Source organism: Streptomyces sp. Y309 (assembly GCF_056712025.1).
Genome location: NZ_CM160048.1, coordinates 1694625 through 1714314 on the forward strand (window position 1 = coordinate 1694625; position 19690 = coordinate 1714314).

General features: G+C 74.1%; 15 protein-coding genes. 4 read left to right on the forward strand and 11 right to left on the reverse strand.

Annotation, left to right across the window (positions count from 1 at the left end; translation table 11 throughout):
* Positions 1-110 precede the first annotated feature (110 nt).
* From pqqD to pqqA, 4 genes are read right to left on the reverse strand one after another with little or no spacing between them, the layout of a single operon-like run.
* Positions 111-398 (reverse strand): pyrroloquinoline quinone biosynthesis peptide chaperone PqqD, encoded by a 288-nt coding sequence (gene pqqD / locus AC0KTA_RS05990; RefSeq protein WP_481054056.1) that lies wholly within the window; start codon positions 396-398, stop codon positions 111-113.
* Positions 391-1164 (reverse strand): pyrroloquinoline-quinone synthase PqqC, encoded by a 774-nt coding sequence (pqqC, locus tag AC0KTA_RS05995; RefSeq protein WP_481054057.1) that lies wholly within the window; start codon positions 1162-1164, stop codon positions 391-393. Before pqqC ends, pqqD begins: the two co-directional genes overlap by 8 nt.
* The gene (gene pqqB, locus AC0KTA_RS06000; RefSeq protein ID WP_481054058.1) at positions 1161-2072 is read right to left on the reverse strand and encodes a pyrroloquinoline quinone biosynthesis protein PqqB; all 912 of its coding nucleotides are present in this window, start codon (positions 2070-2072) and stop codon (positions 1161-1163) included. The genes pqqC and pqqB overlap by 4 nt, the downstream gene beginning before the upstream one ends.
* 9 nt (positions 2073-2081) lie before the next feature.
* Positions 2082-2249 carry a pyrroloquinoline quinone precursor peptide PqqA gene (gene pqqA / locus AC0KTA_RS06005; RefSeq protein WP_481054059.1) on the reverse strand — a complete coding sequence of 56 codons (168 nt, stop codon included), beginning with the start codon at positions 2247-2249 and terminating at the stop codon, positions 2082-2084.
* A 367-nt stretch (positions 2250-2616) separates the two neighbouring features.
* Between pqqA and AC0KTA_RS06010 the strand changes: the two genes are divergently transcribed.
* Complete coding sequence (locus AC0KTA_RS06010) at positions 2617-3408, forward strand: aldo/keto reductase (RefSeq protein WP_481056321.1); 792 nt, start codon at positions 2617-2619, stop codon at positions 3406-3408.
* Between the two features lie 34 nt (positions 3409-3442).
* On the opposite strand, the gene AC0KTA_RS06015 is transcribed toward AC0KTA_RS06010, so the two are convergent.
* Positions 3443-7162: a WD40 repeat domain-containing protein gene (locus AC0KTA_RS06015; protein WP_481054060.1), complete on the reverse strand. Its 3720-nt coding sequence runs from the start codon at positions 7160-7162 to the stop codon at positions 3443-3445.
* A 289-nt stretch (positions 7163-7451) separates the two neighbouring features.
* Between AC0KTA_RS06015 and AC0KTA_RS06020 the strand changes: the two genes are divergently transcribed.
* Positions 7452-8957, forward strand: coding sequence for a glycosyltransferase family 39 protein (locus AC0KTA_RS06020; RefSeq protein WP_481054061.1), 1506 nt, complete (start codon positions 7452-7454; stop codon positions 8955-8957).
* A gap of 25 nt (positions 8958-8982) precedes the next feature.
* Here AC0KTA_RS06020 and AC0KTA_RS06025 read toward each other — a convergent pair whose 3' ends face one another.
* The 4 genes from AC0KTA_RS06025 to AC0KTA_RS06040 form a co-directional block, all read right to left on the reverse strand.
* Positions 8983-10005 carry a class I SAM-dependent methyltransferase gene (locus AC0KTA_RS06025; protein WP_481056322.1) on the reverse strand — a complete coding sequence of 341 codons (1023 nt, stop codon included), beginning with the start codon at positions 10003-10005 and terminating at the stop codon, positions 8983-8985.
* Positions 10006-10130: 125 nt separating this feature from the next.
* A complete protein-coding gene (locus tag AC0KTA_RS06030) occupies positions 10131-10874 on the reverse strand; it encodes a class I SAM-dependent methyltransferase (RefSeq protein ID WP_481054062.1) in 744 nt (247 codons plus the stop codon).
* A gap of 58 nt (positions 10875-10932) precedes the next feature.
* Positions 10933-11271: a 4a-hydroxytetrahydrobiopterin dehydratase gene (locus tag AC0KTA_RS06035; protein ID WP_481054063.1), complete on the reverse strand. Its 339-nt coding sequence runs from the start codon at positions 11269-11271 to the stop codon at positions 10933-10935.
* Positions 11272-11414: 143 nt separating this feature from the next.
* Complete coding sequence (locus tag AC0KTA_RS06040) at positions 11415-12515, reverse strand: ADP-ribosylglycohydrolase family protein (RefSeq protein WP_481054064.1); 1101 nt, start codon at positions 12513-12515, stop codon at positions 11415-11417.
* Positions 12516-12542: 27 nt separating this feature from the next.
* Between AC0KTA_RS06040 and AC0KTA_RS06045 the strand changes: the two genes are divergently transcribed.
* Positions 12543-13421 carry a helix-turn-helix domain-containing protein gene (locus AC0KTA_RS06045; protein ID WP_481054065.1) on the forward strand — a complete coding sequence of 293 codons (879 nt, stop codon included), beginning with the start codon at positions 12543-12545 and terminating at the stop codon, positions 13419-13421.
* 18 nt (positions 13422-13439) lie between these two features.
* Here the strand turns inward: AC0KTA_RS06045 and dnaK are convergent, their stop codons facing one another.
* Both dnaK and AC0KTA_RS06055 read right to left on the reverse strand, forming a co-directional pair.
* Positions 13440-15383 (reverse strand): molecular chaperone DnaK, encoded by a 1944-nt coding sequence (dnaK, locus tag AC0KTA_RS06050; protein ID WP_481054066.1) that lies wholly within the window; start codon positions 15381-15383, stop codon positions 13440-13442.
* A gap of 214 nt (positions 15384-15597) precedes the next feature.
* Complete coding sequence (locus AC0KTA_RS06055) at positions 15598-16023, reverse strand: OsmC family protein (protein WP_481054067.1); 426 nt, start codon at positions 16021-16023, stop codon at positions 15598-15600.
* A gap of 188 nt (positions 16024-16211) precedes the next feature.
* Between AC0KTA_RS06055 and AC0KTA_RS06060 the strand changes: the two genes are divergently transcribed.
* Positions 16212-19589, forward strand: a complete 3378-nt coding sequence (locus AC0KTA_RS06060; protein WP_481054068.1) for a S8 family peptidase — start codon at positions 16212-16214, stop codon at positions 19587-19589.
* Positions 19590-19690 lie beyond the last annotated feature (101 nt).

Here is a 19690-nt window from a genome sequence, read left to right on the forward strand (position 1 = left end):
CGGCTCGGGGGCCGGGGGCGCGGGCGGGACCGGGGGCGGCGCGGCGCGGGTGGCGGGGGCGCCGTGAAGGCCCGGGGCACCGTGAGCGCCGTCGGCCCGGTGGATGTCGCTCACCGCAGCCACCCCTCCGCCCGCAACTGGCCCAGGAACGCCGGGACTTCGGTGCCGACCGGTGCGTCCGGGTGGCGGCGGGCCAGCTCCGCGACGATGGCGGCCACGTCGCGCTCGCCGTCGCACAGCGCCACGATGCTCCCGGCCGCGCCGCGGAGCACCACCACGCGCTCCGGCAGGAGCAGCAGGTCGACGCCGCGCACCCGGTCGTGACGGAGCATCACCGAGCGGGCGAGCACGGGCCGCCAGTCGAGACCGACGCGGTCACCGGTGGCAGTGTCACGCATGACCGACCTCCTCCCCCGCGCCCCCGGGCGCCCCGCGCGCCGCACCCTCGACGGCATCGAGCAGCGACCACAGCACGTCGCACTTGAAGGCGAGCGCCGCCACGGCCCGCTCCTGCTGCTCGCGGGTGCGGGCCCAGGCGCGCACCAGGCCCAGCGCCTCCTGCCCGTCCCGGCCGCCCTGTCCGACCCGGCCCCGGAAGTAGGCGAGGCCTTCGGCGTCGATCCACGGGTAGTGCCGCTCGAACGCGGCGATGCGGGTGCGCATCAGGTCGGGCGCGGACAGTTCGGTGAGCGAGGCGGCGACGGCGTCGAGCGCCGGGCGCAGGCGGCAGAAGTTGACGTATCCGTCGACGGCGAGCCGCACCCCCGGCAGCACCCGGGAGGTGTCAAGCAGCTCCTCGCGCGCGATGCCCGCGGCCTCGCCGAGCCGCAGCCACCGCTCGATGCCGCCCTCGCCCGGGCGCTCCCCGTCGTGGTCCCTGATCCGCCGCGACCAACCCCGGCGCAGCGCGGGGTCGTCGAACTTGGCGAGGATCAGGGCGTCCTTGACGGGGATGTGCCGCTGGTAGTGGAAGCGGTTGGCGATCCAGCGGCGCAGCTCGGCGCGGGTCAGGGTGCCCTCGTGCATGCGTACGTTGAAGGGGTGGCGGTCGTGGTAGCGCTCGGCGGAGACGGCGCGCAGCCGCTCGGTGAGCTCGTCGGGGGTCCAGGGCGGCCCGGCGGGCCCTGCTCCGGTGCCCGCGTCGGTCTTGACGGTCGTGGTCACAGCTCGATCACCATCCGGTCCTGCGCGACTTCGAGCCCCCAGTCGGCGAGTTGCTTGTGCTGCCCGGCGTGCGGGTCGCCGAGCGGGTTGGTGTTGTTCAGGTGGGTGTACAGGCAGCGTCCGGGCAGCCGGGCGAGCCGGTGTGCGGTGCCGCCGGGCCCGGCGATCGGCAGGTGCCCCATACCGGTCGCGGACTTGGTGCTGAACCCGGCCCGCCGGGGCTCCTCGTCGTCCCAGAAGGTGCCGTCGACGAGGACGACGTCGGCCTCGCGTGCGGCCGCGTCGAAGGCGTCGGTCCAGGCGGCGAGGGCCGGGGCGTAGAGGGCGGTGCGGCCGGTGGCGGTGTCGTGCAGGCTGAGGGCGACCGACCAGGTGGCGTCGTCGGGGCCCAAGTCGGCGGCGTAGCGCGGGCGTTTGGCCGAAACCGGCACCGCGGCGACCCGGATTGCTGACCCGTCGTTCAGTTGCCTGGGCGTGCCCGTGAGCTCGCGCCAGCGCACGTCCGTGTACGGGCCGAGCACGGCGCCGAGCCCGAGGCGGTCCCGGACGGCGCCGACGACCGGTGCGGTGGCCAGGATGTCGACGCCGTCGCGGGCCTCCCGCAGCCGGGCGATGCCGAGGGTGTGGTCGAGTTCGGCGTCGGTGAGGACGACGCCGGCGAGCGGGGACAGGCGGGGGTCGGCGGCGGGCCCGGGGGCGGGCAGCAGGTCGGGGCACGCTTCGATCTGCTCGCCGATGTCGGGGGTGGCGTTGACGACGTACCAGCGGCCCGGGCCCGCGCGAAGGGCGAGCGAGGCGTGCCGGCGGCGGCGCTCCGGGTGGGCGCGTGCCCCGGCACAGCCGGGGCACGCGCAGTTCCACTGGGGGAGCCCGCCGCCCGCCGCGGTGCCGAGCACCTGCAGCAGCATCGGGCGGGTTTACCGGTCGGCGAGGCGGTAAGCCGTGACCTCGAGGGAGGTCTCGACGACCGTGTACTCGGGGGTCTGCCAGGCCGTGGTACCGGCGGACGCCGAGGTCGCCGAAGCCGCCGAAGCCGCCGAAGACAGGGCGGCGACCTCCGACGTTTCCTTCTCATGGACGTTCATGCGCGTGTTCCTATCCTTCCTGATGTGGGGGTTCAGGAGTCACCGGGACACAGGGCCACGCATGTGCGTAGGGTGTTCACATGGATGGCCTGCGTTCAGTGACGTGCAACAGAGTTGCGGCATGACGAGACGCGGTCAATGGTTCGGACCGATGAGGTCGGAGCTATATCTAGCCATTCTCAGCGGGCCGCAGCGCGGGAACGCCACGCCAGGAGCGGGAATCACCACGCGCGGGAACGCAGGAAAGCCACGCCAGGAATGCGGTACGGCCCGTGATCGTTGACCATGGACGTACCACCCGACGACGTATAAGGATCGAGAGCTCGTGAGCAAGGTCCCCCCGATCATCCTGAACAACGGCATCGAGATGCCGCAGCTCGGCTTCGGCGTCTGGCAGGTGCCGGACGACGAGGCGGAGCAGGCCGTCGCGACGGCGCTGGAGTCCGGGTACCGCAGCATCGACACGGCTGCCGTCTACGAGAACGAAGAGGGCACCGGCAAGGCCATCGCCAAGTCCGGCATCGCCCGCGAGAAGCTCTTCGTCACGACGAAGCTCTGGAACAGCGAGCAGGGGTACGACTCGACGCTGCGCGCGTTCGACGCCTCGCTGGACAAGCTGGGCCTGGACTACGTCGACCTGTACCTGATCCACTGGCCGATGCCGGCCAAGGGCGCGTACGTCGACACGTACAAGGCCTTCGAGAAGATCCTCGCCGACGGCCGCGCCAAGTCGATCGGTGTCTCCAACTTCCTTCCGGAGCACTTGGAGCGCCTCATCGACGCCACGTCGGTGATCCCTGCCGTCAACCAGATCGAGCTGCACCCGCACCTCCAGCAGCGCGCCTCCCGCGAGTATCACGCGCAGCAGGGCATCACCACGGAGGCCTGGTCGCCGCTCGGCCAGGGCAAGGGCCTCCTGGAGGTCCCGGCGATCGTCGCCATCGCCCAGAAGCACGGGCGCACGCCCGCGCAGGTCGTGCTGCGCTGGCACATCCAGCTCGGGAACGTGGTCATCCCCAAGTCGGTGACCCCCTCCCGGATCAAGGAGAACATCGACGTCTTCAGCTTCGAGCTGGACCCCGAGGACATGGCCGCGATCAGCGCGCTCAACGAGGACCGGCGCCTCGGCCCGGACCCGGCGGAGTTCGAGTTCGCGTAGGGCTCGTAGGTCTCGTAGGTCTCACCCTCTGGCCTCAACAGGTCCTGCGGAACGGCAGAGTCGGCAGGTGGGTCCGCCACTGCGCGCGGGTGAGCCCCCCGTCCGCGCGTCGGCACGCGGCGGCTGCCGCCCGCCCCGGGCCCAGGGGGAGGCCGCGGGTGGTGACCCGCGGCGTCGCCACCCGCAGGGTGTCCCCGGCGAAGCCGAGGGCGAGGACGGGGCCGTCGGTGCCGGGGTATGCGGCGCCCGTGAGGCCGGGGGTGCCGGTTTCCCAGAGGCGGACGGTGCCGTCCTCGCGACCGAGGGCGAGGTGGCGACCGTCCGGGGAGAAGGCGAGGACGGGGGCCTTGTCGTCCGCGGCGCCCGGGGAGGCCTGGGCGAGCCTGCCGAGGACGCGGGTGCCGCGCGCGTTCCACAGCGTGATCCTGCCGTCTTCGTCGGCCACGGCCAGGTAGCGGCCGTCGCGGCTGAAGGCGGCGTTCACGAGCCTGCTCTCACCCCGGAGCACGCGCCGCGAGCGGCCGGTGGAGAGGTCGATGAGCGTGCCGCTCCAGTCGAGGACGGTGCGCCCGTCCGGGGAGACGGTGCTGGACATGCCTCCGGTGGGCCGGCGCAGCGTCCGGGTGCCCCCGTGCTCGCCGACGCTCCACACGTCGAGTCGCAGGTCGTCGGCGTCCTGGGTCCCGGGCGGCGCCCCGGACGTGACGGCCCGACCGCCGTCACCGGGCAGGACGAGGCTCTCGACGGCCGACTCGACGGCCGGGCCCGACGTCTGACGGCGTTCGCGAACGCTCCACCGCCGTACGGCGGTTCGGCTCGGGGCGCCGTCCTTGTCCAGTTCCTCTGTGGTGTACGCGACGGTGGTGCCACTCGGGGAGAACGCGAAGACCGGGTCGGCGCAGCTCTCGCACACGCGGCCCGGCAGCCTGGCCGTGACCCGGCCGTCCCGGGCGTCGCGCAGCTGCGTCCCGGCCTCCGCGCCCCGGCGCCGAACGACCGCGAGGGTGCGGCCGTCCGGGCTGAACTCGGCCCGGTCGAACGGCTGTTGACGCTGCCGGGGCGCGAGGGCGTCCCGCACGTCGAGGGTACGGACCACCGCTCCGTTCGCCACGTACCGGATGGCACCGTCCGCGACATCGAGGTGAGCGGCACCGGGGACGGGCTCGTCGACGGCGTAGCGCGCGAGGGGCGCTCCCGGCGCCGACACGCGCCACAGCGCGATCTCCCGGTCGCTCGTGGTGACCGCCATGCTCCCGTCGCCGCTGAAGTACGCCTCCCCCTCGCCGACGCCCGGGACGTCGAACCGGGCGCGCTCCCGTCCGGATGCCACCTCCCGGACGTGTACGGCTCCCCCCGCGTCGAACGCGACGGCCCGGCTGTCCGGGGTGAACCGCCAGTGATCGGCACCGCAGACCTGCCGCTGTGCCGTGCGAGGCCAGGTCGCGGTCCGGCGTGGCGGCCCGGCGCCGACCGCGTGGACGCGCAGGCGCCGGGCGTCCGGCGAACAGGTGACGAAGGTCCGGCCGTCGGGGCTCAGCAGGGGCAGCCTGCCCTCGTTGGCGCCGGGCACCACGACCCGCGCGAGCCGTCGGTGGCGGCGTAGGTCCCACACCTCGACGACCGACCGGTCTCCGGCCCTGCTCCGGGTGAGGAACATCCGCCCGTCGGCGCCGAAGTCACCGTCCACGTCGTACCGGCCGCCCGGCCCGAACGGCTTTCCCACCACGCGTCCGGTCCGCAGGTCCCGCACCAGGAAGCCGTCGCCGGTGTGTTGGGCCAGGTAGCGCCCGTCGGAGCTGGCGACCGAGTAGCGGTCGGAGAGCCCTCGCTCGGTGTACGCCCCCAGGCGGCGCCCGCTGCGCGCGTCCCATCGCGTGACCCGGTCGCGGTCGGTCACCGTCAGCAGGCGGCCGTCGTCGCTCAGGTGGGTGTCCGAGTTGAGCCAGCCACCGGCGGTGACTCCCGCGACCGCGTTCAGCTCCCGCTGTGCCGAGGCTGTCCGGACGGCTTCCCGTGTCTCCGGCAGATCCGCGATCCGCCACGCCGCGACGCTCAGCCGCATCGCGGTGCGCGGGTCCGACGTGCGCAAGGTCTGGGCGACCCCCGCGATCCGCCGCGCCTGCGCCTCCGCGGCACGCCGCTCGCCCTCCCGGTTCTGCTGCCACGCGACCGCGCCCGCCACGGCGGCCAGGCACAGGAGCACGGCGAGCGCGGACAGCAGCCCTCGGGTGCGGCGCGCGGCACGGACCCGGGCCCGCACCCCGCGCTCATGGGCGGCCACGGCCGCGTCGAGGAACTCCCGTTCCAGCGCGGTGAGTCCGGCACCGTCACCGAAAGCCGCACGCGCCGCGGTGAGCCGCGTCCCCCGGTACAGCGCCCCGGCGTCCCGGTCCAGCTCCGCCCACGCGAGCGCCGCCTCCGTCAGCGCCCGGTGCGACCGGAGCCGCTCCCGGTCGGCCTCGACCCACCCCCGCAGCCGCGGCCACGCGGTGATCAGCGCCTCGTGCGCGAGGTCGACGCGCTCGCCGTCGACGGTCAACAGGCGTGCGGCGACGAGACGTTCCAGCACGGCGTCGCAGCCCGCGGGCAGCTCCGCGCGGTCGACGGTGCGCCGCGTGTCCTGTGTGCCGTCCCCGGGCGCCACCATGCGCAGCAGCACCGCGCGCGCCGCCACGGCCTCCGCCTCGCCGAAGCCCTCGAAGACGTCCTCCGCGGTGTGCGCGATGGCACCGCGGACGCCGCCGATCGCCTCGTACGCCGCGAGGGTGAGCGTCTTGCCGCTGCGCCGCCGCCAGACCTCGCGCAGCGCGTGCGCCATCAGCGGCAGCCCGCCGGGCTCGTCGCCGACGTCGGCCACGATCCGGGCGGTCAGCGCCCGCTCCACGACGAGCCGTTCGGCGGCGGCCGGGCGGACGATGGCCTCGCGCAGCCGGTGCGGCGTCATGGGGCCGACGAGGAGCGCGGCGTCGCGCAGGACGTCGGCGAGGGGGCCGTGCTCGGCGCACCGGCCGTAGAAGTCGGCCCGCACGGCGAGCACGACACGCAGTCGGCTGCCGGGGTCGCGGGCGGCGAGCAACCTGTCCAGGAACCGGGCCCGTTCGGCCGGGTCGTGGCACAGGGAGAAGACTTCCTCGAACTGGTCGACGACGAGCAGGGTGTCGCCGTCGGCGGCGTCGCTGGGTTCGAACAGGTCCCGGTGGGTGCGGGCGGGGCGCTCGCCGGGGGTGAGGATCCGAATCGCGGCGAGCCGCGCCTCCTCTGCCTTGACCCCCTGCTCCCGCAACACCGGCACCAGCCCCGCCCGCAGCAGCGACGACTTGCCACTGCCCGACGCCCCGACGACCGCGGTGACGCGGCGGCGGGCGGTGAGGGCGAGGAGTTCGGCGACCAGATCGTCACGGCCGTGGTAGCGGGAGCGGTCGTCGGGGCCGAAGCGGGCCAGGCCCGGGTACGGGGACTCGCCCCCGTCGGGGGCCGGTTCGGCGGCCGCGAGGGTCTCGTACCACCGCTGCTCCCACTCCTCGGCCTCCTCCGCGCCCCCGCCGCACGCCTCCACGTAGGCGAGCAGCACCGGCAGCGACGGCAGGCGTTCGCCCGCGGCGGCGGCCGACAGCGTGGGCGCGGAGTACGGCACGCGCTGCGCCAGCGTCCGGTACGTCGGGCCGCCCGCCTCCGTGCGGAGCTTGCGCAGCTCGTACGCGAACCGCTGCACCGGCCCCGCCGACGGTTCCAGCGGCTTCTCACGACGCCCCATCCGTCCCCCGCTCCCCCGGCTCCCCCGTCGCCGGTCCCCACCGGCTCCGCGGGCCACGCTAGCAATTGACAGGCGGCCCGCATCGGGGCTGCCCATCAATCGCGGTGCCGCTGAACTCGGGTTTTCCGCCACCCGGTTCATCTCCTGACGTTCGGAATTCCTGGAGCCCTCCATCGCCGCCGATACCTCCACGCGCCTCGTCCGCCCCCGCGTCCACCCGTCCCCGGCCTCGCCTCCGGGCCCACACCCCGTCCCACGCGCCCGGTCGTGGCCACTCGCCCTGCCCGGCGTGCTCCTGTCCCTGGCGCTGGGGCTGTGGGGCGTGCGGCGTGGCGGCACCATGTGGCGCGACGAGGCGGTGACGTACGACATGACGCACCGTGAACTCGGCGCGCTGTGGCAGACGCTGGGCACCGCCGACGCCGTCCACGGGCTCTACTACCTGGTGATGAAGGCCCTGTTCGGCCTCTGCTCGGCCCCCGTGCTGTCCCCTGTTCTGGGCGACGCCGATCCGCTGCTTGTGTTGAGGCTGCCGTCGGTCCTGGCGATGGCAGCGGCGGCGGCCGGGGTGGCCCTCCTCGGCCGCCGCCTCGCGGGGCCACGCGCGGGGCTGCTCGCCGGTGTCGTCTTCGCGCTGCTGCCGCCGGTGCAGCGCTTCGCGCAGGAGGGGCGTTCGTACGCGATGGTGTGCGCGCTGGTCGTCTGGGCGACGTACGCGATGGTGCGCGCGGCCGGTGCGCGGCGGCGCGGGCCGTGGGTCGCCTATGCGGCGCTGATGCTGACGGCGTGCCTGCTGCACGAGTTCGCGGTGCTCGCGCTGCCCGCGCACGGCCTGGCCGTGGGCCGGGTGGCCAGGCGCCCGTGGATCCTGGCCGCTGCGGCCGTGGCCGCCGGAACCGCGCCGCTGGCATTCGTGAGCCAGGGGCAGTCGGCGCAGGTGAGCTGGCTGGAGGGCTCTTCCCTCACGGCGGACAGCGCGGTCCTGATCGTGGCCGGGATCGGCTGTGCGGGGTTCCTGGCCCGCGTACGGCGGCGTGCGGGACACGGCATGGGTGCCGAGCGCGGAGGGGGTGCCGAGCGCGGCTCGGGGCCCGGCGGCCGGGCGAGACCCGGGCCCGGGCCGGGGCTCGGGCGCGGCGCGGACGTGGGCGGGCTCGCTCTGCCCGTCGGCCTGCTCGTCCTGCCCACTCTGATCCTGCTCCTCGCCTCCTTGGCCAAGCCGCTCTACGTGGACCGCTACGTGCTCTACAGCCAGGCCGGACTCGCGCTGCTCGTGGCCGCCGCCCTTGACTGGGCCGCGCGCGGCACCCGACCGCGCGCTGTCGCCGTCACCGCGACGGGAGCCGCCGTGGTGCTGGCCCTGCTGCCGTTCTCCGCCCAGTCACGGACGCCGCAGAGCCGTATCGACGACACGACGGCCGTGGCACGGGCGATACGCGCGGCCGGGGCGCCGGGCGACGGCCTGCTGTACGCCCCGCTGCGGCGCAGGGTCTGGACCCTGCCGTACGCCTCGGCCACCGCCGGGCTCAGCGACCTGGCCCTGGCCCGCACCCCTGCGGCGTCCCACACGCTGTACGGCACCGAGGTGTCCGCAGGCGTCCTGCGCGCGCGGATGCTGGCACGGGACCGCATCGTCGTGGCGAGCGACCCGGCCGAGCCGGCGCCCGGATCGGCGGACGCGGCCGGGCTCGAAGCCGTGAAGCGGGACACCCTCGACGCGTACTTCGAGGCGTGCCGCAGCTGGCACCCCCGGGGCGCCCGCGTCACCCTCTACGCCCGACCCGGACAGTGCTGACGGCCGCGGGCCCGGCCGGTGCGGCTCAGGCCTCCTTCACCGCCACGTGCACCGTGTGGGCCGTGAGCAGGAACAGGTCCGTGCGCCGGTGCAGGCTCAGCTCGTCCTGCGGGTCGAGGAGGCGGTCGAGGGCGGCGACGTCCTCAGGGTCGAGGCCGCCGTCGGTGCCTGCGGTGTCCCCGTCGGCCGCGTCCGCCGCGAGTGAGCGGTAGCGCTCGAACGTGGCGATGACGTGGGCGCGCGCCGCTTCGTCGAGCGGCGCGGGCAGGTCGAGCAGGAAGCTGCGCGTCGCCACGTGCCGCAGGCCCGCCGCCGTCAGCAGCGCGGGCCAGTCCTCGGTCGTCTCCTTCGTGCCCGGCAGCTCCGCCCGCATCCGCGCGAACCACCCCTCGTTGGCCGCGTCCATCCGGGCCTGCAGGCCGGGGCGGCCGAGGCCGCAGTCGCGCGGCAGGCTGCGCGGCGGCAGACCGCCCTCGAGGATCGCGAGCGTGCCGCCCGGCGCGAGCCGGTCCGCGAGCGCCGCGAGGGCGGCACCCTGGTCGCCCACGTGGTGCACGGAACGGGCCGCCCAGATGAGGTCGGCGGGCGGCAACTCGCCCAGGCCGTCGGGGAGTTCCGCGCGGTGCGTGCCGACGCGGTCCGCGAGCCCGAGGCGGGCCGCGCGGGCCGCCGTGTGCTCCAGGAGCGCCTCCTCGGGGTCCGCCGCGATCACCCGGGACTTCGGGAACTCCTCGGCGAACAGGCAGCTGACGACGCCGGGGCCGCTGCCCGCGTCGACGATCAGGGCCGGGTCGGCCGGATCGGCCGCGTCGGCGGGACGGCCCGCCTCACCCTCGCTGCCGCCCGCGCGCACCTCCCGCAGCCAGGCCGCCACGTCCCGGTACACGGGCGCCGTGACCTCCGCGTTCTGCTCCAGGACGGGGGCCATGACGGCCCAGTCGATCTCGGCGTGCCCATGCCCGTGCCCACCGCCGTGCCCGTGCCCCTGCCCCGCACCCGCTCCGTGTGCCACGCCCTCGCCGCCGTTCGCGTGCCCCGCCACCGTCATCGCCACCTCTCAAGACCGTACTGGCCGTCCTGTACGACTCTCCTGTCGTACGCCGCCAGCGTGCTCTCCTCCCGCGATTTCGGCCAGTCCACTTGCCGTTTCGGCAAACAGGCGGCAGCGGGCCCTCACGCCGTCGGCTTGCGGAAAGCGTGCAGTGTGAACCGCGGGTCGGGGCGCCGGACTTCCTGGTCCGGCAGTTCCGCGAGCCGCGCCGCGTACCGCCGTGCCAGCGGTCCTTCGGGCGGGATGCTGGTGAACCAGCCGCGGTGCAGGTCGTCGATGGTCGAGCGGGGGCTGCGGCCCTGGCCGTGGCCGATGAAGCGGGCCTCGCCCGCGCGGGCGAGGCCGTGCGCGGCCGCGTGCCGCGCCACATCGGCCGCGGCGTCCACGGGCCGCCGGACGGGGCGGCCCTCGAGCGCCGCGTCGATGTCGCTGCCCACGTGGTGCGAGGCGGCCTTGTCGACGGTGGTGACGAGCACCCCGCCGGGCCGCAGCACCCGCGCGCACTCCCCGACGACCGCCGCCGTCTCGTCGGGACCGGACAGGAGGTGCAGCAGCCACACCGCCGACGCGGCGTCGAACGCGGCGTCAGGGAAGGGCAGTTGCCTGCTGTCGCCGAGCACGACGGCGCCGGGGACGCGCTCGGCCGCCATCCGCGCCATGCCGTACGCCGCGTCCACCCCCGTCACCCGCAGCTCGGGCCGGGCGGCGAACCGCCGTGTGACCAGGCCCGTGCCGCAGGCGACGTCGAGCAGCGAACGGGTCCCGGCGGGCAGCAGCGAGAGCACCGCGGCGGCCGCGGCCTCGGCCCGCGGCTCCCCTCCGCGCGACGCGTCGTAGCGGACGGCTTCCTTGCCGTAGTCCAGCATCAGGCACCAGCTCCGCGGGCAGCCGTCCCGTGCCCGGCCCGTGCGGTCGCGCCCCGCATCATTGCGCCCCGTGCCCCGCGGCCAGCTCCTCGACCCTGCGGGCCAGTTCGAAGTCCCGGTCGGTGAGGGCGCCGCCCTCGCTGTGGGTGTTCACGGCGAGGGTCACCGAGTTGTAGCCGAGGGTCAGGTCCGAGTGGTGGTCGAGCTCCTCCTGCACCTGGGCGATGTGCACGACGAGGGCGGTGGCCGCGAAGTGCGAGTCGAGCCGGTAGGCGCGGGTGAGCTTCACGTCGGCGGCCGTGGCCGCGGCGTCCGTGCCGCCCGAGGTGAGCGACCAGCCGGGCAGCTCCGCGAGCCGGTCCTCGATCTCCTTCTGCGACAGCGGTGCGAGAGGCATGGCCGCTCTCCTTCCTGCGTATGTGGGGGTGTACAGCCAGCCTGCCACAGCTAATGCCGGGCGGGGACGCGCCGATGCGCCCATTCAGGTGGCCGCGCGCGCCGCGCGCCCGCGGCGGCTCGGCGGCGTACGCATGCGGCGCCTCAGCGGCGTACGCATTCGGCCGCGAGGTCGTCCGCGACCGCCGCGATCACCGCGCGGCCCTCCGTCAACCGCAGCCAGTCGTCCGGCAGTTGGTGGTCGCCGCGCCGCGCGCCGAGCAGGTTGCCGCAGACGGAGCCCGTGGAGTCGCTGTCGCCCGAGTGGTTCACGGCGAGCAGCAGGGCGTCCTCGACGCGGTGCGCGGCCAGGGCGGCGTACACGCCGATGGCCAGGGCCTCCTCGGCGATCCAGCCCGCGCCGAGGGTCTCGACGCGCTCGGCGCTCGGGTCGCCCGCCGCGGCCAGGTCGACGGCAGCGGTCAGCGCGGCGGACGTCTCCTCGTGCCCGGCGTACCGGGCGAGCAGCCGCAGGGTGCGCAGGACGGCGCCCTCCAGGGAGTCGCCCTCGACGAGGTGGGTGACGATCGCGGCGAGCGCGCCCGCCGCGTAGTAGCCGGTGGGGTGGCCGTGGGTGATCTGGGCGCAGCGCGCGGCGAGTTCGAAGGCGCGGCCGGCGGGCGCGCGCGTGAGGCCGAAGGGCGCCGACCGCATCACGGTGCCGCACCCCTTGGACTCGGGGTTGACGGGACCGTGCGGGCCAAGGTCGGCGGCGGGGTCGGGAGCGTAGCCGTGCTGCAGGCCGCTCAGGCAGGCGTTGCCCGGGGCGCGCTGGGCGTAGAGCCACGCCTGGGAGCTCAGGTCGGCGGGGTCCGCGGGCCCCGTCCCGTCGGTCCGCGGCTCGGGGCCGGGCTTCGTCTGTGTGTCCAGCCAGCGCAGGTACGCCTGCCGTACGAGTTCCGGCGCCGCGCCGCCGATGCCCTTGCGGCGTTCGCGGGCGTGCGCCGTCCGCAGTGCCTCCGCGGTGAAGAGGGTCATCTGGGTGTCGTCGCTGATCCGGCAGACGCCCTCCGCGTCGGGCAGCGGTCCCCGCACCCCGCCGGGGCCGTGCGCGGCGCGGATGCCGTCGAGCGAGGTGAACTCGACCGCGTAGCCGAGCGCGTCACCGATCGCGCCGCCGAGCAGGCAGCCGCGCACCCGGGCGCGATAGGCGACGGTGGCGTTCCAGCCTGCCGCCGCCGACGGCGGGTCCCACGGATTCGTCATGCATCACTCCTCGATTACCGTCTGGGTATGACAACTCTCGCGCCCGGCAGGAAGAACAGCAAAGGCGGCCCCCGGCACCCCGCGGATCACCGCGCCACGGGCTCCCGTCCGGCCGAGCCGGCCGAGCCGTCCGAGGTGGGCGCGCTGCTGCGGGCCTGGCGCGAGGAACGGCGCGTCAGCCAGCTCGAACTGGCGCTGCGCGCGGACTCGTCGGCGCGGCACATCAGCTTCGTGGAGACGGGCCGCGCCCGGCCCAGCGAGGAGTTCGTGCTCAAGCTCGCCGAGCACCTGGACGTGCCCGTGCGCGAGCGCAACGCGCTGCTGCTCGCGGCCGGTTACGCACCTCGCTTCCCGCAGACACCGCTCGACGACCCGTCGATGGACACGCTGCGGGCCGGCCTGGAGCAGCTGCTCCAGGGCTACGAGCCGTATCCGGCGCTGGTCGTCGACGCGACGTACCACGTGGTGGCCGCGAACCGCGGCATCGCGATGCTGCTCGACGGCCTGCCGGACGAACTCCTCGCGCCGCCCCTGAACGCGATGCGCGTCGTCCTGCACCCGGGGGGCCTCGCCCCGAAGATCCGCAATCTGCGGGAGTGGCGCGGGCATCTGCTGCACCAGATGGAGCGGCAGATCGCCCTGCACCGGTCGCCCGAGCTGCGGGCGCTGTACGAGGAGGTGGCGGCGTATCCGGTGGCGGACCCGGGCGAGGACGCGGCGGCGGACTGGCAGGTTCCGTACTTCGCGCTGCCGCTGCGGATCGAGCACGAGGGGCGGGTGCTGTCCTTCGTCTCGTCGATCTCGACGTTCAACACGCCGATGGACGTGACCGTCGCCGAGCTGGCCATCGAGACGCTGCTCCCGGCCGACCCGGCGACGGTCAAGTACCTCCAGTCGAAGGCGTAGCCGAGCGGTGGGGCGGGGTCAGGGCTTGGTGTCCTGCCCGCCCGCGCCGCCGTCCTGCTTGCCGCCGTCCGGCTTTTCCTGGTCGTCCTCCTCCACGATCTCCGCCTCCACGACGCCCTCGTCGGCGCCGCCCTGCGCCCCGGTGTCGCCCTGCGGCGGCGCGGTGTCCTGCGCCCCGCCGCCCTCCTGGCTCGCCTGCGCGGCCGCGTACATCGCCTGCCCCATCTTCTGGCTGACGGCGGCGAGCTTCTCGGCGGCGGCCCGGATGGCCTGGGTGTCGTCGCCGTCCAGCAGCGGTTTCAACTCGGCGGCCGCGGCCTCGACTTCGGCCTTCGTGTCGGTGGGCACGCGCCCTTCGTCCCCGGCGTTGTCGCGCAGGAAGCGCTCGGTCTGGTAGAGGAGCTGCTCGGCCTGGTTGCGGGTCTCGGCGGCCTCGCGGCGCTTGCGGTCCTCCTCCGCGTACTGCTCGGCCTCGCGGACCATGCGGTCGATGTCGTCCTTGGGCAGCGCGGAGCCGCCGGTGACGGTCATGCGCTGCTCGCGGCCTGTGGCCTCGTCCTTCGCGGAGACGTGCATGATGCCGTTGGCGTCGATGTCGAAGGTGACCTCGATCTTCGGTACGCCGCGGGGTGCGGGCGGCAGCCCGGTGAGGTCGAACACGCCGAGCTTCTTGTTGTACGCGGCGATCTCCCGCTCGCCCTGGAAGACCTGGATGCCGACGGAGGGCTGGTTGTCCTCGGCGGTGGAGAAGGTCTCCGAACGCCGCGTGGGGATGGTGGTGTTGCGCTCGATGAGCTTGGTCATGATGCCGCCCTTGGTCTCGATGCCGAGGGACAGCGGCGTCACGTCGAGCAGCAGCACGTCCTTCACGTCGCCGCGGATCACGCCCGCCTGCAGGGTGGCGCCGAGGGCCACCACCTCGTCGGGGTTGACGCCCTTGTGCGGGTCCTTGCCGGTGAGTTCCTTGACCAGGTCGCCGACGGCGGGCATCCGCGTCGAGCCGCCGACGAGGATGACGTGGTCGACCGCCGCGAGCTGCACGCCGGCGTCCTTGACGGCCTGGTGGAAGGGGTTCTTGCAGCGGTCGAGCAGGTCGGAGGTGAGTTCCTGGAACTGGGCCCGGGTCAGCTTCTCCGCGAGGTGCAGCGGGCCGTCGGCGGACGCGGTGATGTAGGGCAGGTTGATGTCGGTCTCGCTGGACGAGGACAGCTCGATCTTCGCCTTCTCGGCGCCTTCGCGCAGCCGCTGCAGCGCCATCTTGTCCTTGCCGAGGTCGATGCCGTGCGCGTTCTTGAACTGGCGTACGAGGTACTCGACGATCCGCTGGTCCCAGTCGTCGCCGCCGAGCTGGGTGTCGCCGTTGGTGGCCTTCACCTCGATGACGCCCTCGCCCATCTCCAGGAGCGACACGTCGAAGGTGCCGCCGCCCAGGTCGAAGACGAGGACGGTCTGGTCCTCGCCCTTGTCCAGGCCGTACGCGAGCGCGGCGGCCGTCGGCTCGTTGATGATCCGCAGGACCTTCAGGCCCGCGATCTCCCCGGCTTCCTTGGTGGCCTGGCGCTGGGTGTCGTCGAAGTACGCGGGCACGGTGATCACCGCGTCGGTGACGTCCTCGCCGAGGTAGGACTCGGCGTCCCGCTTGAGCTTCTGCAGCACGCGGGCGGACAGCTCCTGCGCGGTGTAGCGGGTGCCGTCGATGGTGGCGCCGGATCCGCTCTCCGGGAAGCGCCAGCTCCCGTCGCCCATGTGGCGTTTGACGGAGCGCGCGGTGCGCTCCACGTTCGTGACCGCCTGGCGCTTGGCGACCTCGCCGACGAGGACGTCGCCGCTCTTGGCGAAGGCGACGACCGACGGAGTGGTGCGGGCCCCCTCCGCGTTCGCGATGACGGTTGGCTCGCCGCCCTCCAGGACGGCCACCACCGAGTTCGTCGTCCCGAGATCGATCCCGACCGCACGTGCCATGTCCAACAACCCCTTCCGACGCGCCGCTACTCCACCTTCCATCACAAAACTTGAGCGGCCTGTTGTCAATGCCGCGTGCTCCGTCTGGTGCGGAGCCGGGGCGGGGCAGTGGGGTCGGACACCGGCCACACGGGCCGGACGCCGGGCCGGACATGGCGAAGCCGCCGACCGGTCGCACCGGTCGGCGGCTTCGCCGCGCTGCCGCGGGGGCGGCTCAGGCCAGCTTGGCCGTGAGCGTGATCGTCGTGCCGGTGAGCGCCTGGCTGACCGGGCAGTTCGCCTTGGCGTTCTCGGCGGCCGCGAGGAAACCGGCCTCGTCGAGCCCGGGCACCTCGCCCTCGACGGTGAGGTGGATGCCGGTGATGCCCTCACCCGGCTGGAAGGTCACGTCGGCGGACGTGACGAGCTTGGTGGGCGGGTTGCCGGCGCCGGTGAGGCCGTGGGAGAGCGCCATGGAGAAGCAGCTCGAGTGCGCGGCGGCGATGAGCTCCTCCGGGCTGGTCTTGCCGTTCGCCTGCTCGGCCCGGGAGGGCCAGGACACGGCCTGCTGCCCGATGCCCGAGGAGTCGAAGGTGACGGTGCCGGAGCCCTCGGTCAGGCTGCCTTCCCAGACCGTGTGTGCGGAGCGCGTGGTAGCCACGATGCCAAATCCCTTCGGTGAAGTTCCGTGGAGTCCATCCGATCACACTCCGGGTGAAATCGGCGCCTCGGGCGGGCGCACGGATCGTAAGAAGGATCACCCGGGCGGGTCCGCGCGGTCGCCCCACGAGCAACCCTGGGCCTCAACTCCCCGTCTATGTCACCAAGTTGAACCGGACAGGGGGAAATGTGCGCCAACACAAAAGAAGAGCCCGCACGGCCGCCGTCACCACGGCGGCGGCCGTCGCGCTGGCGGCGGGCGCGACCGGCCCGGCGTCGGCGGACCCGGGCCGCGCGGCACCGGACGGCGGGAGACCAGGAACGGCCGCCGCGCAGCCGGGGTCCGCGCAGGCGGGGTTCACGCAGGCAGGTCCCGCGCACCGGCTCACGCTGGTCACCGGCGACCGCGTCACCGTCGACGGCGAGGGCCGCGTGACCGGATTCGAACCCGCCGAGGGCCGCGAGCGCATACCCGTGCGCACCCGCACCTTCGACGGGCACACCCTGGTGCTGCCGTACGACGCGCAGCGGCTGATCGCCGAGGGCAAGGTCGACCAACGCCTCTTCGACGTAACAGAGTTGGCCCGCAAGGCGAATCGCCGGTCCCAGCAGCGAGGGCTGAAGCTGATCGTCGGCTATGCGGGGGCCGCGCGCGGGGCGAAGGCGGGGGTGCGGGCGGCCGGGGACACCGCGGTGCGCCGGAGCCTGCCGTCGCTGAACGCGGACGCGATCACCACCCCGAAGGAGGACGCCGCGGCGCTGTGGAAGGCGCTCACCGAGCGGCGCGGGGCGCGGACCGCCGCGGCCTCGGGAGTGAGCCACCTGTGGCTGGACGGCACGCGCAGGGCGAGCCTCGACAAGAGCGTCCGGCAGATCGGCGCGCCGAAGGCCTGGGAGGCCGGGTACGACGGCAAGGGCGTGAAGATCGCCGTCCTGGACTCGGGCGTCGACGCCACGCACCCCGACCTGTCGGGGCAGGTCGTCGCCCAGAAGAACTTCTCCACGTCGCCCGACGCCAAGGACCGCGTGGGCCACGGCACGCACGTCGCGTCGATCGCGGCGGGCACCGGCGCGAAGTCCGGCGGGAAGTTCAAGGGCGTGGCGCCCGGCGCCAAGATCCTCAGTGGCAAGGTGCTCGCCGACGACGGTTCCGGCGGCGACTCCGGGATCATCGCGGGCATGGAGTGGGCGGCCGCCCAGGGCGCCGACGTCGTCAACTTGAGCCTCGGCGGCGGCGACGAGCCCGGCACCGACCCGCTGGAGGCAGCGGTCGACAAGCTGTCGGCGGACAAGGGGGTCCTCTTCGCCGTGTCGGCGGGCAACAGCGGCGAGGGCGGGCCCGGCACGGTCGACTCGCCGGGCAGCGCGAAGTCCGCCCTGACGGTGGGCGCGGTCGACGACGGTGACGGCCTCGCGGACTTCTCCGGCCGGGGCCCGCGCGCGGGCGGCGGCACCATCAAGCCGGACGTGACGGCGCCGGGCGTCGGCATCACGGCGGCGGCCGCCCCCGGCAGCGCCATCGAGAAGGAGGTCGGCCAGAACCCGGAGGGCTATCTGACGATCTCGGGAACGTCGATGGCGGCCCCGCACGCGGCGGGCGCCGCCGCGCTGCTCAAGCAGCGCCACCCCGCCTGGAAGCAGGCCGAGCTGAAGGGCGCCCTGACGGCGTCCGCGAAGGGCGGCGCGTACAGCCCCTTCGAGCAGGGCTCCGGCCGGATCGCCGTCGACAGGGCCGTCGACCAGACCGTGATCGCCCGGCCGACGTCCCTCGACTTCGGCGAGCAACTGTGGGCGCACACCGACGACAAGCCGGTCACCAAGAAGGTCACGTACCGGAACCTCGGCGACCGCGACGTCACCCTCGACCTCGACGTGACCGGCCTCGACCCCAAGGGCCGCCCGGCGCCCGACGGCTTCTTCACGCTCGGCAAGAAGCAGGTCACCGTCCGGGCGGGCGGGACCGCCGCCGTCGGCCTCGTCGCGGACACCAGGCCCGGCGGCGCGGTCAACGGCACGTACGCGGCGTACGTCACGGCGAGCGGCGGCGGGCAGAGCGTGCGCACGGCGGCCGTCGTGGAGCGCGAGATCGAGGGGCACGAGGTGACCCTGAAGACCGTCGGCCGCGACGGGCGGCCCGCGCCGCACTACGAGATGCTGCTGCACGGCGTCACGGGCGGCGACAAGGGCATCAACCTGCAGCCGCACAGCCCGTCCGGCACCGTCAAGGTCCGGGTGGCCAAGGGCAGTTACCTGCTGGACACGGCGATGTACGTCGACCCCGAGAACGGCGACAAGGGCGCCGACTGGCTGGTCCGGCCGAAACTCACCGTCGACCGGAAGATGACGGTGACGCTCGACGCCCGCAAGGCGAAACCCGTCGACATCACCGTCCCGGACCGCGCCGCCAAGCTCGTGTTCATGGACACCCGCTACACCTACGCGGGCAACGAACTGGGCGCCCTCAACATCAGCTCCTTCCGGAGCCTGCGCACCGCGCACCTCGGCCCCGCCGTCCCCGACGGCCTCGGCCAGCAGTGGCTCGGCACCTGGCGCAAGGGCGCCGACACGCGCTACGACCTGCTGCTCGGCGGCAGGGTCAGCAAGCTGGCGACGGGCTACACCCGGCACCTCAAGGCGGGCGACTTCGCCACCGTGAAGGTCCGTACGGGGGCGTCGGCGCCCGGCAAGTGGGGCGAGCTCTCCGTGGCCGGATACCTCCCGGAGGCGGGCGGCATCTCGCCGATCCTGCCGCAGCAGAAGCTGCCGCGCACCACGACCGCGTACGTGTCCACGCTCGACGGAGCGAAGTGGGGCATGGACGTGGGGCAGTACGGCGACAGGGACGCGGACGGCGAGCGGGTCAATGAGGGCTACTTCGAGAACGAACCGAAGACCTACCGCGCCGGGCGGACCTACACGGAGACGTTCAACACCGGCGTCTTCGGCCCGCGTCTCGGCCCCGGCATGGGTGTCTTCCGCAAAGGCGACGAACTGCGCGGCCGCGTCCCCGTGGTGGCCGACGGCAAGGGGCACCCCGGCTGGACGCGCTACACCTCGGAGAAGTCGGTCCTGTACCGCGACGGCGTGAAGATCGCCGAGAAGAACGACGCGGTGACGGGCGCCGAGACCTTCAAGGTCCCGGCGGGCGACGCGGAGTACCGGCTGACGGCGTCCGTCACCCGTTCCCCGAGGCTGGCGTCGGTGTCCTCGCGTACCGACGCGAGCTGGACGTTCCGCTCCCGGCACGTGACCGGGGAGGACCGGCTGCCCGTGTCCACCGTCCGCTTCGGGCCGAGGCTCGGCCTGGACAGCCGGGCCCCGGCGGGCGTGCGGCAGTCCGTGCCGGTCACCGTCCAGGGTCACGCGGCGGGCGGCAACCTCAAGTCCCTGCGCGCGTACGCCAGTTACGACGACGGCCGCACCTGGAAGGAGCTGAAGGTCGAGGGCGGCCGGGCCGAGGTGAAGAACCCGGCGCGCGGCAAGGGCGTCTCCTTCCGCGCCGAGGTCACCGACAGGCAGGGGAACACGTCGACCGTGAAGATTCTGCGCGCCTACCTCGGCCGGTAGACGGGCCGAGTGGACGGAGCGGTGCACGACGCCGTGGACGGCGCGTGGACGACGGCAAGTAGACACCCTCCGTTTCCCGCCAACCGCGCGGCCCCCTCGCT